Origin of the sequence: Georgenia faecalis (assembly GCF_003710105.1) — a bacterium.
In the GTDB taxonomy this organism is placed as follows: Bacteria; Actinomycetota; Actinomycetes; order Actinomycetales; family Actinomycetaceae; genus Georgenia_A; species Georgenia_A faecalis.
Genome location: NZ_CP033325.1, coordinates 3,340,420 through 3,354,687, shown reverse-complemented (window position 1 = coordinate 3,354,687; position 14,268 = coordinate 3,340,420). Strand labels below are relative to the sequence as shown.

Here is a 14,268-nt window from a genome sequence, read left to right as displayed (position 1 = left end):
GCACCCACCGCCACGAGGAGAGACGATGAAGGCCAGCGACCACGGACCGCGGACGGGACGCCCGGCGCCCGGCGCCCGCCGTCGCGCGCCGGCGAGGGCGTCATGACCGCCGTCATGGACCTCGTGACCCAGGCCGAGGAGCTCGTCCTCACACTCGGGGCGTCGCCCTGGGTGCTCCTCGCGGTGCTCGTCCTCGCCATGGTGGACGGGTTCTTCCCGCCGGTACCGAGCGAGTCCGTCGTCATCGCGGCGGCCGTCCTCGCCACGGCGGGGGACGGGCCGCCGCTGCTCCTGCTCGTCCCGGTCGCCGCGCTCGGCGCGTTCGTCGGTGACACCATCGCGTTCGCCGTCGGCCGCCGGGTGCCGCTGGACCGGGTGCTGCGGGGCCGCCGCGGCAGCCGGGCCCGCGTGCGGGCGGAGGCCGGCCTGGCCCGCCGGGGCACGGCGCTCATCGTCGGCGCCCGGTTCGTCCCCGTGGGGCGGGTGGCGGTCAACCTCAGCGCCGGCGCCCTCGGGTTCCCGGCGCGCCGCTTCCTCGCGACCGCCGGCGTCGCGGCGGTCCTCTGGGCCGGGTACTCCACCGCGCTCGGGGTCGCCGCCTCCAGGCTCTTTGCCCTCTCGCCCACGCTCGCGGTCGCCGCCGGGGTCGCCGGGGGCATCCTGTCCGGCCTGGTCCTCGACGCCCTGGTGAGCGCCGGCCAGCGCTGGCGGGTCCGGCGCGCGGACGCCGCCGGCGCGGACGCCGCCGGCGCGGGCGTCCCGACCGCGGGCCCCACCGCGGCCCCCGGGTCCCTCGCGCGCCCTACTCCGGCAGCGAGCTGGGGATCGTACCCTCGCGGCGCTCGGGGGCCGGTGCCGCCGCCGCGGCCGTGCCCTGCCGCTGCCCCGCCCGGGCCTGCACGGCGCTGAGGTGCTCGCGCATCTCGGTGTAGGCATCGAGGAGCGCGGGGACCGAGCGCCGTAGGGCGGCGTAGAGCGCGACGTCGTCCGCCCCCGCCTCGATCGTCGCCTCGTCGTGCTCGAAGGTCAGCTCGGCGACCGCCGCCATGAGCGTCGGGGCCTCCCCGGTGGCGTAACGGGCGAGGGCGGCCGCCCCGAGGGCGGTCCCCTCGGCGTCCCCGGCGAGGACGAGCGGCTTGCCCAGCGCGCCGGCGACGACGACCTGCCACAACCGGGAGCGGAACACCCCGCCCGTGGCGCGGACGGCGTCGACCGGCGTGACCTGCTCGAGGAGGTCGACGATGCCGGCGAGCTGGAGGGAGACCCCCTCGACGGCGGCGCGGAGGAAGTGCTCGCGCGAGTGCGAGCGGCGCACCCCGAGGTACGCCCCGCGCAGGTCGGGGTCCCACAGCGGCGCTCGCTCCCCGAGGAGGTACGGGAGCATGACGAGCCCGTCGCTGCCCGGGGGCACCTGGCAGGCGAGGTCGAGGACGGCGGCGTCGCGCTGGGGCCCGGGGGACAGGTCGGCGGCGAACGTGTCGGCGGCCCAGCGCAGCACGAGCCCGCCGTTGCTCACGGCCCCGCCCACCACCCAGGCGTCCTCGGTGAGGGCGTAGCAGAAGAGCCGGCCGTCGGGGTCGGAGCGTGGCTCGGGCACGACCACCCGCACGGCGCCGGACGTGCCGACGGACAGCCCGGCGACCCCGGGGCCGGTGGCGCCGGTGCCGAGGTTGCCGAGCGGCCCGTCGGCCGCGCCGACGTTGAGCGGCGTCCCGGCCGGCAGCCCCACGCGCGCGGCGACCGCCCCGCGCAGCCCGAGGACCGCCGTCGTCGGCAGGACCTCGGGCAGGGCCTCCCGGCCGATGCGGGCGATCTCCAGGGCCGTCGGCGCCCACTCGCGGGCGCGCAGGTCGAGCAGGCCGGTCCCGGACGCGGACGACAGCTCGGTGGCGAAGGTGCCGGTGAGGTGGAGCAGGAGCAGCGCCTTGAGGTCGGCCCAGCGGTGCACGCGGCCGAGGACGTCACCCCCGTGGCGGGCGAACCACCGCAGCTTGGTGAGCGGGCTCATCGGGTGCACCGGGGTGCCGGTGAGGTGGAGCAGGTCGCGGGCGCGCCCCTCGCGGCGCAGCTCGCGCGCCTCCGCGTGGGCGCGCGAGTCCGCCCAGGTGAGCACGGGCGTTACCGGTCGCAGGTCCGGGCCCAGACCCACGAGGCCGTGCATCGCGGAGCTCAGGCCCACCGCGTCGACGCGGCGCCCCTCGCAGGCGGCGACGCACTGCGCCAGCGCCTCGTCGACGGCGGCGAGGACCGTGCCGGGGTCCTGGACCTGCCAGCGGGGCTCTGGCTCGAGGAGCGGGTACTCGCGCAGGGCCGCGCGCCGCCACGGGGAGTCGGTGTCGAAGGCGACGGCCTTGACCGCCGTGGTGCCGACGTCGAGCCCGATGATGACGGGCATCTAGGCGTCCGCCGCCGTCTCGAAGGCGGCGACCTGGTCGGTGAGGGCCGTCGCCAGCTCGGCGTCGGCGCCGAGGTCGGGGGCGAGCTCGGCGAGGACGCGGCGGACGGCGTCGGCCCGCTCGCCGCGGGCGAGCGCGACGACCTCCTCGGCACGGACGTCCCCCACCGGCGCGCCCGCCCCGCGCAGGTGCGCGATCCACGCCGCCACCGCGACGACGGCGGCGCTCGGCAGGCGGCCCGCGGCGCGCTCGGCGCGCAGCGTCGGCAGGACCCGGACGGGGAGCTTCTGCGAGCCGTCCTTGGCGATCTGGGCGAGCAGGTGCTGGATCCGCGGGTTGCCGTACCGCTCGAGGAGGGCGGCGCGGTAGGCAGCGATGTCCGCCTCGGGCAGGCCGACGTGCGCGGCGGCCTCGTCCCACCAGGCCTCGACCCAGGCGCGGCACGTGGGGTCGGCGATCGCGTCGGCCACGCTCTGGTGGCCACGGATGCTGCCCGCGTAGGCGAGGAGGGAGTGGGAGCCGTTGAGGAGGAAGAGCTTGCGGCGCTCGTAGGGGGCGACGTCGTCGACGAGCACGGCGCCGGCGTCCTCCCACCGGGGGCGCCCGGCGGGGAAGCGGCCCTGGATGACCCACTCGGTGAAGGGCTCGGTGGGGACGGGGGAGGCGTCCTCGAGGCCGAGGTGCTCGCGCACCGTGGCCCGCTCCTCGTCCGTCGTCGCCGGGGTGATCCGGTCGACCATGCTCGTGGCGAAGTCGACGTCGGAGTCCAGCCACGGCAGGAGGCTGGGCTCCACCTGCTCGGCGAGCTCGCGCACGACCGTGGCGACGACCTCGCCGTTGCCGGGGAGGTTGTCGCAGGACAGGATCGTGAGGGGGCCGCCCTCGGCGGCGCGGCGGGCGATGAGCCCGGCGACGAGCCGCCCGGGCGTGGTGCGGGCCGGCGCCGTGGGGTCCTCGCGCAGCGCCTCGATGTCGGCGCGGACGTCGGGGTGGTCGAGGTCGAGGTCGAGGTGCTCCCCGGCGCGCCGGTATCCCGCCTCCGTGACGGTGAGCGTGACGACGGCCGTCTCCTCCGAGCGGAGGTAGTCGAGCCACGCGGGGTTGTCCTCGGCGGCGTGGACCGCGCTCACCGACCCGATGACCTCGACGTCGTCCGCCTCGGCGGTGCGCACGACCAGGGTGTAGAGCCCGTCCTGGGGGGCCAGCGCCCGGGCGGCGTCGGGACGGCGGCCGGTGAAGGCCGCGATGCCCCACTCGGCGGCGTCGCCCGCGTGCTCGGTGTACCAGGCCTGGTGGGCGCGGAAGAAGTTGCCGAGCCCGAGGTGGGCGATGCGCACGGGAGCCGGCGGCCGCCCGTGGCCGTGGTAGCGGGACAGGCGGGGCAGCGGTTGGCTCACAGCTTGAAGACCTTAGCCGGGATCGTGGCCACAAGGTCGTGGGCGGTCTGCGCCGCCTCCTCCTCGGTGAGCCGGTGCTGGGTGACGAGCTCGGCCAGGTAGCCCGCGTCGAGGCGCCGGGACATGTCGTGGCGGGTGGGGATGGACAGGAACGCCCGGGTGTCGTCGATGAAGCCGGACGTCCGGTAGAACCCGGCGGTCTCGGTGACGGCGCCGCGGAACCGGCGGATCGCCTCGGGGGCGTCGATGAACCACCACGGCACGCCGACGTAGAGCGAGCGGTAGTAGCCGGCCATGGGAGCCAGCTCCCGGCTGTAGACGCTCTCGTCGATGGTGAAGACGACGAGGTGGAGGTTCGGGTGGTTGCCGTAGCGCGCGAGGAGCGGGCGCAGCGCCTCGGTGAGCTCGAGGCCCACGGGGATGTCCGAGCCGACGTCGTGCCCGTAGTGGGCGAGGGTGACCGGGTCGTGGTCGCGGCGCACGGCGGGGTGGAGGGTCATGACGAGGCCGTCCTCGGTGGCCATCCGCGCCGTCTCGCACATCATGTGGCGGCGGAAGGACACCGTCTCGGCGGTGGTGGCCTCGCCGCGCAGGGCCGCGGCGTAGATCCGCGCGGCGTCGGCCTCGTCGAGCGGCTCGGTGCCGGCGTCGTAGTGGGAGTGGTCGGAGGAGACGGCCCCGTGCTCGACGAAGTACCGGCGCCGGTTCTCCAGGGCGGCGACGTAGCCGGCGTAGCTGCCGGTGTCGACGTCGGCGACCTCACCGAGCCGGCGCGCCAGGCCCGGCCAGTCGGGGCGGCCCAGCTCGAGGAACCGGTCCGGCCGGAACGTCGGCACCACACGCCCGGTGAAGGTGGGGTCCGCCGCGAGGGCGCGGTGGGCGGCGAGGTCGTCGAGCGGGTCGTCCGTCGTGGCGAGCACGGAGATGTTGAAGCGCTCGAAGAGGGCCCGGGGGCGCAGCTCGGGACGGGTGAGGGCCTCGGCGATCTGGTCGTAGAGGGCGTCGGCCGTCCGGGCGCTGGGCGTCTCGGCGATCCCGAACACGTCGGCGAAGGTGGTGTCGAACCAGTACTTCACCGGCGTGCCACGGAAAAGGTGGTAGTTTTCGCACAGGATCCGCCACGCCTTGCGGGCGGCGGCCTCGTCCAGGGGGAGGGGGCCGTCGGGGCCGCGCCCGAGGTCGCTGAGCTCGGCGCCGTTCGCGTGGAGCAGGCGCAGGGCGTAGTGGTCCGGCACGAGCAGCAGCGACGCGGGGTCGCTGAACGGCTGGTCGTCGACGAGCCAGGCCGGCGGGACGTGGCTGTGCGGGGAGATGATCGGCAGGTCCTTCACCTGCTCGTACAGCCGCCGCGCGACCGCCCGGGTCTCGGGCTGGGCGGGGAAGAGACGATCGGGATGCGGTCCCGACGCGAGTGGCGGCATGCCGGCCATGCTCGCCAGATCGCCCACGCCGGACAACCTGTTGCCACCAGTTGCCACCGGGTGGGGGCGAAGGGGACACCGGCCCCGGCGGCGGTCTACGGTCGGCGCCATGACGTGGTTCCAGCACGAAGCCCGGTTCATCTCCCGCCCCGAGGTCGAGGCGCTGTGCGAGCGGTTGCTCGACGAGGCGCGCGAGCGCCTCGGCATCGCCGAGCTGCGCCGGGTGCTGCTCCTGCCGCCCGACCTCACCCGCGCCCACTCGGGGGCGGGGTGGATCACCGAGCGGCTCTACCAGCTCCTCGACGCCGCCGGGGCCGAGGTGCACGTCATCCCCACCCTCGGCCAGCACGTGCCGCACACGCCCGAGGAGAACCGGTGGATGTTCGGGTCGATCCCACAGGAGCGCATCCACGCCCACGACTGGAAGAACGGCGTGACGAACGTCGGCACGGTGCCGGCCGAGGTGGTGCGCGAGGCCACGGGCGGCGTCGTCGACTGGGAGATCCCCATCGACCTCAACACCATGCTCGTCACCGAGCCCTGGGACCTCGTCATCAACGTCGGCCACGTCGTCCCGCACGAGGTCCTCGGCTTCGCCAACCACAACAAGAACTACTTCATCGGGCTGGGGGGCAAGCGGCTGCTCGGGGCCTCCCACATGGCCTCGGCGGTCTACGGCATCGAGAACAACCTCGGCAACCTCCTCACCCCCGTGCGGGCGTGCTTCAACTACGCCGAGGAGCACTTCCTCGCCGACCTGCCGGACGTCTACCTCCAGGTCGTCATGGACTACGACGACTCAGGGCACCTGGCCCACACCGGCGTCTACGTCGGTGACGACCTCGAGACCTACTACGCGGCGGCCCGGGCGAGCCTGGCGCAGAACATCACCCCGTTCGACGAGCCGGTGCACAAGGTCGTCGCCGTCATGCAGGCCGACGAGTTCCGGGCGACGTGGGTGGCGAACAAGGCGGTCTACCGCACCCGGATGGCCATCGCCGACGGCGGCGAGCTCGTCGTCATCGCGCCCGGCGTGGAGCGCTTCGGGGAGCAGCCGGAGGTCGACGCCCTCATCCGCAGGTACGGCTACCTGTCCCAGGCCGAGGTCATCGACCTCTACCGCACCCAGGCCGACATGCAGGACATCCCGCACGGCACGGCCCACCTGGTCCACGGCTCGTCCGAGGGCCGCTTCACCATCACCTACGCCCCGGGGCACCTGAGCCGCGAGGAGATCGAGTCGGTCGGCTACGGCTACCTCGACATCGACGAGGCGCTGGCCCGCTACGACCCCGCGGTGATGACGGACGGGTGGAACACCATGCCCGACGGCGAGGAGGTCTACTACATCTCCACGCCGTCGGCCGGGCTGTGGGCCACCCGCGACAAGCTCGAGCGACGCGCCCGGCACGAGCGGCAGCGCTAGCCGCGGGGACGCGGGAGGGGCACCGGCGCCGCGCCAGCGCCCCTCCTGCGCGGTGCGGGTCAGCGCATGGGGATCTCGCCGCGGTCGCCCGACCAGTCGGTGTGGAAGGCGCCCTCGCGGTCGATCCGCCGGTAGGTGTGCGCGCCGAAGAAGTCGCGCAGGCCCTGGAGCAGCGCCGCGGGCAGCCGCTCCGCGCGGACGGTGTCGTAGTACGCGAGCGCCGCGGAGAAGCCGGGCACCGGCAGGCCGGCGGCGACCGCGTGGGCGACGACGCGTCGCCAGCCGTCCTGGGCCGTGGCGAGGTCGGCGGAGACGCTGGGCGCCGCGAGCAGCGTGACGAGGTTCTGGGCCGCGTACTCGGAGCGGATCCGCTCGAGCAGGCGCGCCCGGATGATGCAGCCCGCGCGCCAGATCTTCGCGACCTCGGCGATGTCGACGTCCCAGCCGTAGGCCTGGCTGGCCGTGCGGATCTGGTCCAGGCCCTGGGAGTAGGCGACGACCTTGGACGCCCACAGGGCGTCGCGGACGTCGTCGACGAGCTCGCCCATGTCGACCTTGACGGGCTCGCCCGTCGGCCCGGAGAGCGCGGCGCGGGCGGCGGCACGCAGCTCGGGGTGACCCGAGGTCGAGCGCGCGAAGACCGACTCGGCGATGGCGTTGACCGGGACGCCGAGCTCCAGGGCGGTCTGCACCGTCCAGCGGCCGGTGCCCTTCTGCTCCGCGGCGTCGACGACGACGTCGACGAGCGGCTTGCCCGTCTCGGCGTCGACGTGGGCGAGGACCTCGGAGGTGATCTCGATGAGGTAGGAGTCCAGGTCCCCGGTGTTCCACTCCTGGAAGACCCCGGCGATCTCCGTCGGCGCCATGCCGGCGGCCCGCAGGACGTCGTACGCCTCGGAGATGAACTGCATGTCGGCGTACTCGATGCCGTTGTGGATCATCTTGACGAAGTGGCCGGCGCCGTCGGTGCCCATGTAGGCGCAGCAGGGCTCGCCGTCGTACTTGGCGGAGATGTCCTCGAGGATGGGCCCGAGCGCCGCGTACGCCTCACGGGACCCGCCCGGCATGATCGACGGGCCGTTGAGGGCGCCCTCCTCGCCGCCGGAGATGCCGGCACCGACGAAGTGGAGGCCGTGCTCGCGCAGCGCCGCCTCGCGCCGGCGGGTGTCCTCGTAGTGCGCGTTGCCGCCGTCGACGACGATGTCGCCCTCCTCGAGGAGCGGGACGAGGGCGTCGATGACGGCGTCCGTCGGGGCGCCGGCCTGGACCATGATGATGATCCGGCGGGGCCGCTCCAGGCTCGTGACGAACTCCTCGAGGGAGGTCGACGGCACGAACGTGCCCTCGCTGCCGTACTGCGCGACGAGGTCGTCCGTGCGCGTCTGGGTGCGGTTGTACAGCGCGACGGCGTAGCCGTGGTGGGCGAGGTTGCGGGCCAGGTTGCGGCCCATGACGGCGAGGCCGGCCACCCCTACCTGGGCGGTCGCCGGGGCGGCGGTCGCGGCGGGTGTGGTGTCTACGTCGGACATGGTTTCCTCCAGGTCTGCGGTGCCGGGTTCCTGCCCGACCCTAGGGCGAACGTACCGCCGGAGCAGCACCACGCCCGTGCCGGGGCTCAGCCGAACGGCTCTCCCCGGCGTCGGGCGGTGGTGTCCCGGACGACGAGCTTGACGGGCAGGAGCAGGGGCTCCGCCGTGGGCCGGGCGCCGGCCAGCATGGCGACGAGGTTACGCGCGGCCGCCGTGCCCAGGCCCTGCTGCGGGCTGGCCACGCTCGTGAGGGCGGGGTGCCCGAGCGCCCCGAGGTCGGTGTTGTCGAAGCCCACGACGCTGACGTTGGCGGGTACCCGCAGCCCCATCGCCCGCACGCCGCGGACGAAGCCGATGGCGATGAGGTCGTTGTAGGCGAGGACGGCGCTGGTGGGGCGCTGCGCCCACAACCGCGCCGCCTGCTCCCCGCCGGCGACCGTGGGCGCCACCGGCCCGACGCGGCGCGCCCGCAGCTCGAGCTCGAGCGCGGCCTCGCGCAGCGCCCGCCACCGGACGGCGTCCGCCCAGGAGGCCTCCGGGCCGGCGAGGTAGGTGATCCGCTGGTGCCCGAGGGAGCCGAGGTGCTCCGCGGCGCGGCGGGTCCCGCGCGCGCTGTCGGTGAGCACGCAGGGCTGGCCCCGCACCACGCGGTTGAGCACCACGGTGGGCCGGCGCTTGGCGACCGCGCGGATCCCCGCCTCCGACATGCGCGGGCCGGTGAGGATGACGCCCTCCACGGAGCCGAGGATCCGGTCGACCACGGCGCGCTCGCGGTCCTCGGACTCCTGGCCGTCGACGGTGAGCAGCGTGTAGCCGTGCTCGGCGGCGGCGAGCTCGGCCCCCCGCACGACCTGGGCGAACAGGGGGTTGGTGAGGTCCGGCACCACGACCCCGAGGAGGCGGGTGCCGCCGGCCGCCGCCGACCCGTGCCGGGCCCCGGCCTGGTAGCCCAGCCGCTCGGCGGTCGCGCGCACGTGCTCCGCCGTCGTTGCGTTGACGCGCCCCGGGCGGGTGAGGGCCCGCGAGACCGTGGAGGCGGCGACCCCGGCCTCCCGGGCGACGTCGTAGATGGTCACGCGCCGGGGCGCACCGTCGGGTTGTGGCCCCATGGTCGGGGACCGTATGCGGTGCCGGGCGCGCATGGCAACCAGTGGCAACCCGAGGAGGTGGCGGGACGGAGCCGGGGCATGATGGTCCCACCGGCCCCCACGAGAGGACCCCCCGTGACGCACGATCTCCCCGCCGACACGCAGGCCGCCGCGGCCCGCGTCGGCGCCCTCCTCGCCGGCCGAGCGCCGCTGGGGGTGGCGTACTCCGGGGGTGTCGACTCGGCCACGCTCCTCGCGCTCGCGGTCCGCGCGCTCGGCGCCGAGAACGTCGTGGCGATCCTCGGCGTCTCGCCCTCGCTCGCCACCGACGAGCGCCGGGCCGCGCACGCCACGGCGGCGACCATCGGCGCGCGGGTCGTCGAGGTCACCACCCATGAGGGGGACGTGGCGGCCTACCGGGCCAACGGCCCCGACCGGTGCTTCCACTGCAAGGACGAGCTCTTCGCGCGGATCTCGGACGAGCTCGTCGCCGAGCTCGGCCTCGTCGCCGTCGCCTACGGCGAGAACGCCGACGACGCCCTCCGCCCCGACCGCCCGGGGGCCCAGGCGGCGACCGACCACGCGGTCCTGCGCCCCCTCGCCGACGCGGGCCTGACCAAGGCGATGGTGCGGGCCGTCGCGCGCTCGCTCGACCTGCCGGTGGCGGACAAGCCGGCCGCCCCCTGCCTCGCCTCGCGCATCCCCCACTTCGAGGAGGTCACCCCGGCGAAGCTGCGCCAGGTGGACGTGGCGGAGGCGGCGGTGCGCCGGCTGGGCTTCGCCGACTGCCGGGTCCGCCACCACGGGGAGGTGGCCCGCCTGGAGCTGCCCGCCGAGGACATCGCGCGCGCCGCCGCGCTCCACGACGAGGTCCACGCCGCGGTGAGCGCCGCCGGCTTCCGGTTCGTCGCCCTCGACCTGCGCGGCATCCAGTCCGGCGCCTTCACCCTCCCGCTCGTCGCGGTCCGGCCGTGACCGAGCCCCACGCGCCGGGCGAGGTCCCCGACGTCGCCCACCTCGACCTCGACCGCGGGGCCCGCCGCGGCTACCCCGAGGCGGTGCTCTGCGGCCCGAAGACGCCGGAGCAGGTCGGCGCCATCGCCGCCGAGATCGGCCGCACGGGGACGCGCGCCCTGTTCACCCGGGCGACGCCGGCGCACGCCGCGGCGGTGCTGGCCGCCCTGCCCGACGCCCTGCACGTGCCCGAGGCGCAGCTGCTCGCCTGGCCGCCGGAGCCCCCCGAGCCCACCGGTGGCCTGGTGGTCGTCGTCAGCGCCGGCACCTCCGACCTGCCGGTGGCGCGCGAGGCCGAGCTCACGGCGCAGCACCTGGGTCGGCGCACGGAGCTCGTCGTCGACGTCGGGGTGGCCGGCCTGCACCGGGTCCTCGCCCGCCTCGACCTCCTCCGATCCGCCCGGGTGGTCGTCGTCGCCGCGGGCATGGACGGTGCCCTGCCGAGCGTCGTGGCGGGCCTCGTGGCCGCGCCGGTCGTCGCCGTGCCGACCTCGGTGGGGTACGGCGCCGCCTTCTCCGGCCTCGCGCCGCTGCTGAGCATGCTCAACGCGTGCGCCCCCGGCGTGGCCGTGGTCAACATCGACAACGGGTACGGCGCCGGGCACCTGGCCGCGCAGATCGCCGCGTCCTGAGCTGCCCACGTCGCGACGGCCGGCCACCCGGCGTCGCGGAGATCACACGATGACGTGGCAACAGATGGCAACGAGTACCACGGCGGTGCGTGAGGCTGGCTGAATCGGCCTTGTCGCGAACCGGAGCCGTGCGCACCGGGATCGCCCGGGGTGGGCAGCGCGGCAGTGCCGTCGCTGCCTCCCCCCGGTCACCCACGCGTGAGGCAGCCGGGCCGTTCCCCGCGTCCCGGACCACCGTCGCGTGCACTCCCGATCGGGGTGCACCACAGCAGAAACGGACAGCACCCATGAGGCCGACGAAGGCAACGATCCTCACCATGGCGACGGCGTCTGCGCTCGTGCTCGCCGCGTGCGGTGGCGGCGACACGGCGGCCGACGGCGACGGTGGCGGTGCGGACGGGCGCAGCCTGCGCCTGGCCCTCAACCAGACCGAGGAGCACCCCTCGTTCATCGCCCTCGAGAACTTCGGGTCGACCCTCGACGAGGCCACCGACGGTCGCTGGAGCATCGACGTCTACCCCAACGAGACGCTCGGCGCCCAGGCCGAGGCCCTCCAGCTCGTCTCGGACGGCTCTGTCGAGATGGCCATCGTCTCCGGGCCCCAGCTCGAGAACCTCAACGAGGACTTCGTCGTCTTCAACCTCCCCAAGGTCTTCGACGACGTCGAGCACCAGATGAGCGTCATCCACGACCCCGAGATCACCGGTGACCTCTACGCCTCCCTGGAGCAGTCGAACTCCGTCACCGTCCTCGGCGGGTTCACCCAGGGTGCCCGCAGCGTCTACACGACGTTCGGCCCCGTGACGACGCCCGACGACCTCGCCGGCAAGAAGATGCGCGTCCAGGAGTCCGACCTCCACATCGCGATGGCGGAGGCGCTCGGCGCCTCGGCCACGCCCATGGCGTACGGCGAGCTCTACACCGGCCTGCAGTCCGGGGTCGTCGACGCCGCCGAGAACAACGAGGTCTCCTTCCACACCCAGCGCCACTACGAGGTGGCCCCCCACTGGTCGCAGACGAACCACCTCGTCGGGCTCGACTACCTCATCATCAACTCCGACGTGCTCGCCGAGATGTCCGAGGAGGACCGCGCCGCGTTCGACGAGGCGTGGACCGCCGCCCACGAGGAGCACACGGAGCTGTGGATGACGGCGACCGAGGAGGCCATCGCCGCGGCGGAGGCCGGCGGCGCCACGTTCAACGAGGTCGACGAGGCGGCGTTCGACGCCGTCCTCGCGCCGCTCGCCGAGGAGTTCATCACCAACGAGAGCCAGCAGGCCCTCTTCGACGCGGCCCGCGCGGCGGCCGAGTAACCGAGCCCACACGCCCCGCCGGGCGCCAGCGCTCGGCGGGCAGGAAAGGAGGTGAGGACATGGACACGGTCAAGAAGGTGCTCGACACCCTGCTGGCGTGGTTCACCATCGTCCTCTTCGCGGTGCTCGTGCTCGTCGTGGTGTGGCAGGTGGCGAGCCGTGAGCTCGTCGGGACGCCCAGCACCTGGTCGGAGGAGGCCGCGCGCCAGCTCTTCGTCTGGCTGGGCTTCCTCGCCTCGGCCTACGTCTTCAGCACCCGCGGCCACATCGCCGTGGAGTTCGTCGTGCGCAAGCTCCCCGAGCGGGCCGAGCGGGTCGTGGCGATCCTCGTCCAGGCGCTGATCCTCACCTTCGCCGTCGTCGTCCTCGTCTGGGGCGGCTGGCGTGCGTCGCAGGGCGCCTGGGGGCAGAACCTCAGCGCCCTGCCGTTCACCATCGGCCAGATGTACCTCGCGATGCCCGTCGCCGGCGTCCTCATCGCCCTGTACTGCGTGTACTTCATCGTCGCGATGATCCGCCGGGAGGAGCCGCCGTACCTCGAGCTGGCCCTGCCCGCCGAGGCCGCCGAGCACACCGACGCGACCGGCACCGTGCGCGACGAGGGCGGTCCCGACCACGTCGGCACCTCCACGGGCACGGACCCCTCCACGGGCACGCACCACTCCGCCGGCACGCACCCCTCCGCCCACGACCGCCGGGAGGCGTGATGGAACCGGCAACCCTCGCAGGACTCATCCTGGTCGGCGGCATCGCCCTGGGCATCGTCCTCAGCGTCCCGATCGCGGTCACCGTCGGCCTCACGTCGCTGGTCGCCGCCATCCCGCTGCTCGGCGCCGAGCAGGCGGTGCTGGCCTCGGCCCAGCGGATGTACACGGGGATCAACTCCTTCCCGCTGCTGGCGATCCCGTTCTTCGTCCTCGCGGGCGTGCTGATGAACAGCGGCGGGATCGCGGGCCGGCTCATCGACGCCGCCAAGGTCGTCGTGGGCCGCGCGCCGGGCGGCCTCGCCCAGACGAACGTCGTCGCCAACGGCATGTTCGGGGCGGTCTCCGGGGCGGCGGTCGCTGCCGCGGCCGCCGTCGGCACCGTGATGAACCCGCGCATGGCCCAGGACGGTTATGACCGCCGGTTCTCCGCGGCGGTCAACGTCGCCTCCGCCCCGGCCGGCATGCTCATCCCGCCAAGCAACACCTTCATCGTGTACTCGCTGGTCTCCAGCACGTCGATCGCCGCCCTGTTCATGGCCGGCGTCGGCCCAGGTCTCGTGTGGGTCCTCGCCTGCATGATCGTCGTCTACCTCTACTCCCGGCGTCAGCCGGGGAAGATGAAGAGCGCCGAGCGGGTGACGTTCGCCCAGGCGCTCGCGGTGATCTGGCGCGCCGTGCCCTCGCTGCTGATGATCATCATCGTCGTCGGCGGCATCCTCGGCGGGTGGTTCACCGCCACGGAGTCGGCGGCCATCGCCGTCGTCTACTGCCTCGTGCTCGGGATGCTCTACCGCGGGTTCACCCCCCGGGACCTGCCGAAGATGCTCCTCGAGGCCGGGCAGACCACCGCTATCGTCATGCTGCTCGTCGGCGTCTCGACGGCGCTGTCCTTCGTCATGTCCTTCGCCCGGATCCCCGACGTCATCTCCGACGCCGTCCTCGGCTTCACCGAGAGCCCGACGGTCATCCTCATCCTCATGATGGTCATCCTGCTCATCGTGGGGACGTTCATGGACCCGACGCCGGCGATCCTCATCTTCGTGCCGATCTTCCTGCCCATCGTCAAGGAGTTCGGGATCGACCCGGTGCACTTCGGCACGATGATCGTCTACAACCTCTCCGTCGGGGTCATCACCCCACCGGTGGGCAACGTGCTCTTCGTGGGGGCCCGCGTGGCCGGGCTCCGGATCGAACCGGTCATCGCCAAGCTGTGGCCGTTCCTGCTCTCCATCGTCGGCGGGCTCTTCCTCGTGGTGTTCGTCCCGCAGCTGTCGATGTGGCTGCCTGAGGTGATGGGGCTCGTGGCGGCGCCGTAGGACCCGCGCACGGCCGGGACGATCTTCGA

General features: G+C 74.2%; 12 protein-coding genes. 7 read left to right on the top strand and 5 right to left on the bottom strand.

Annotation, left to right across the window (positions count from 1 at the left end; genetic code table 11):
• The first annotated feature begins 102 nt into the window (after positions 1-102).
• Positions 103-909: a DedA family protein gene (locus tag EBO36_RS14765; RefSeq protein ID WP_187695879.1), complete on the top strand. Its 807-nt coding sequence runs from the start codon at positions 103-105 to the stop codon at positions 907-909.
• On the opposite strand, the gene EBO36_RS14760 is transcribed toward EBO36_RS14765, so the two are convergent.
• Genes EBO36_RS14760 through uxaC form a run of 3 tightly spaced genes read right to left on the bottom strand, consistent with a single transcriptional unit; the run spans position 803 to position 5,214 of the window.
• Positions 803-2,395, bottom strand: a complete 1,593-nt coding sequence (locus EBO36_RS14760) for a gluconokinase (RefSeq protein WP_122825279.1) — start codon at positions 2,393-2,395, stop codon at positions 803-805. The two genes, EBO36_RS14765 and EBO36_RS14760, sit on opposite strands and share 107 nt — an antisense overlap.
• Positions 2,396-3,793 (bottom strand): mannitol dehydrogenase family protein, encoded by a 1,398-nt coding sequence (locus tag EBO36_RS14755; RefSeq protein ID WP_122825278.1) that lies wholly within the window; start codon positions 3,791-3,793, stop codon positions 2,396-2,398. It lies immediately after the preceding gene.
• Positions 3,790-5,214, bottom strand: coding sequence for a glucuronate isomerase (gene uxaC, locus EBO36_RS14750; RefSeq protein ID WP_122825717.1), 1,425 nt, complete (start codon positions 5,212-5,214; stop codon positions 3,790-3,792). The genes EBO36_RS14755 and uxaC overlap by 4 nt, the downstream gene beginning before the upstream one ends.
• Positions 5,215-5,323: 109 nt before the next feature.
• Between uxaC and EBO36_RS14745 the strand changes: the two genes are divergently transcribed.
• Entirely contained in the window at positions 5,324-6,640 is a 1,317-nt protein-coding gene (locus EBO36_RS14745) for a nickel-dependent putative hexonate epimerase (protein ID WP_122825277.1), read from the top strand.
• A 59-nt stretch (positions 6,641-6,699) separates the two neighbouring features.
• Here the strand turns inward: EBO36_RS14745 and gndA are convergent, their stop codons facing one another.
• Entirely contained in the window at positions 6,700-8,169 is a 1,470-nt protein-coding gene (gndA, locus tag EBO36_RS14740; RefSeq protein ID WP_122825276.1) for an NADP-dependent phosphogluconate dehydrogenase, read from the bottom strand.
• Between the two features lie 86 nt (positions 8,170-8,255).
• On the bottom strand, positions 8,256-9,245 hold the full coding sequence (locus tag EBO36_RS14735; protein ID WP_244925308.1) for a LacI family DNA-binding transcriptional regulator: 990 nt from the start codon (positions 9,243-9,245) through the stop codon (positions 8,256-8,258).
• A 114-nt stretch (positions 9,246-9,359) separates the two neighbouring features.
• On the opposite strand from EBO36_RS14735, the gene larE reads away from it, so the two are divergent.
• The 5 genes from larE (at position 9,360) to EBO36_RS14710 (ending at position 14,239) form a co-directional block, all read left to right on the top strand.
• On the top strand, positions 9,360-10,232 hold the full coding sequence (larE, locus tag EBO36_RS14730) for an ATP-dependent sacrificial sulfur transferase LarE (protein WP_122825716.1): 873 nt from the start codon (positions 9,360-9,362) through the stop codon (positions 10,230-10,232).
• Positions 10,229-10,903 (top strand): nickel pincer cofactor biosynthesis protein LarB, encoded by a 675-nt coding sequence (larB, locus tag EBO36_RS14725; protein WP_122825274.1) that lies wholly within the window; start codon positions 10,229-10,231, stop codon positions 10,901-10,903. Before larE ends, larB begins: the two co-directional genes overlap by 4 nt.
• Before the next feature lie 287 nt (positions 10,904-11,190).
• The gene (locus EBO36_RS14720) at positions 11,191-12,216 is read left to right on the top strand and encodes a TRAP transporter substrate-binding protein (RefSeq protein ID WP_122825273.1); all 1,026 of its coding nucleotides are present in this window, start codon (positions 11,191-11,193) and stop codon (positions 12,214-12,216) included.
• A gap of 59 nt (positions 12,217-12,275) precedes the next feature.
• A complete protein-coding gene (locus tag EBO36_RS14715) occupies positions 12,276-12,923 on the top strand; it encodes a TRAP transporter small permease (RefSeq protein WP_122825272.1) in 648 nt (215 codons plus the stop codon).
• Positions 12,920-14,239 carry a TRAP transporter large permease gene (locus EBO36_RS14710; RefSeq protein WP_164471498.1) on the top strand — a complete coding sequence of 440 codons (1,320 nt, stop codon included), beginning with the start codon at positions 12,920-12,922 and terminating at the stop codon, positions 14,237-14,239. The genes EBO36_RS14715 and EBO36_RS14710 overlap by 4 nt, the downstream gene beginning before the upstream one ends.
• The last annotated feature ends 29 nt before the right edge of the window (positions 14,240-14,268 follow it).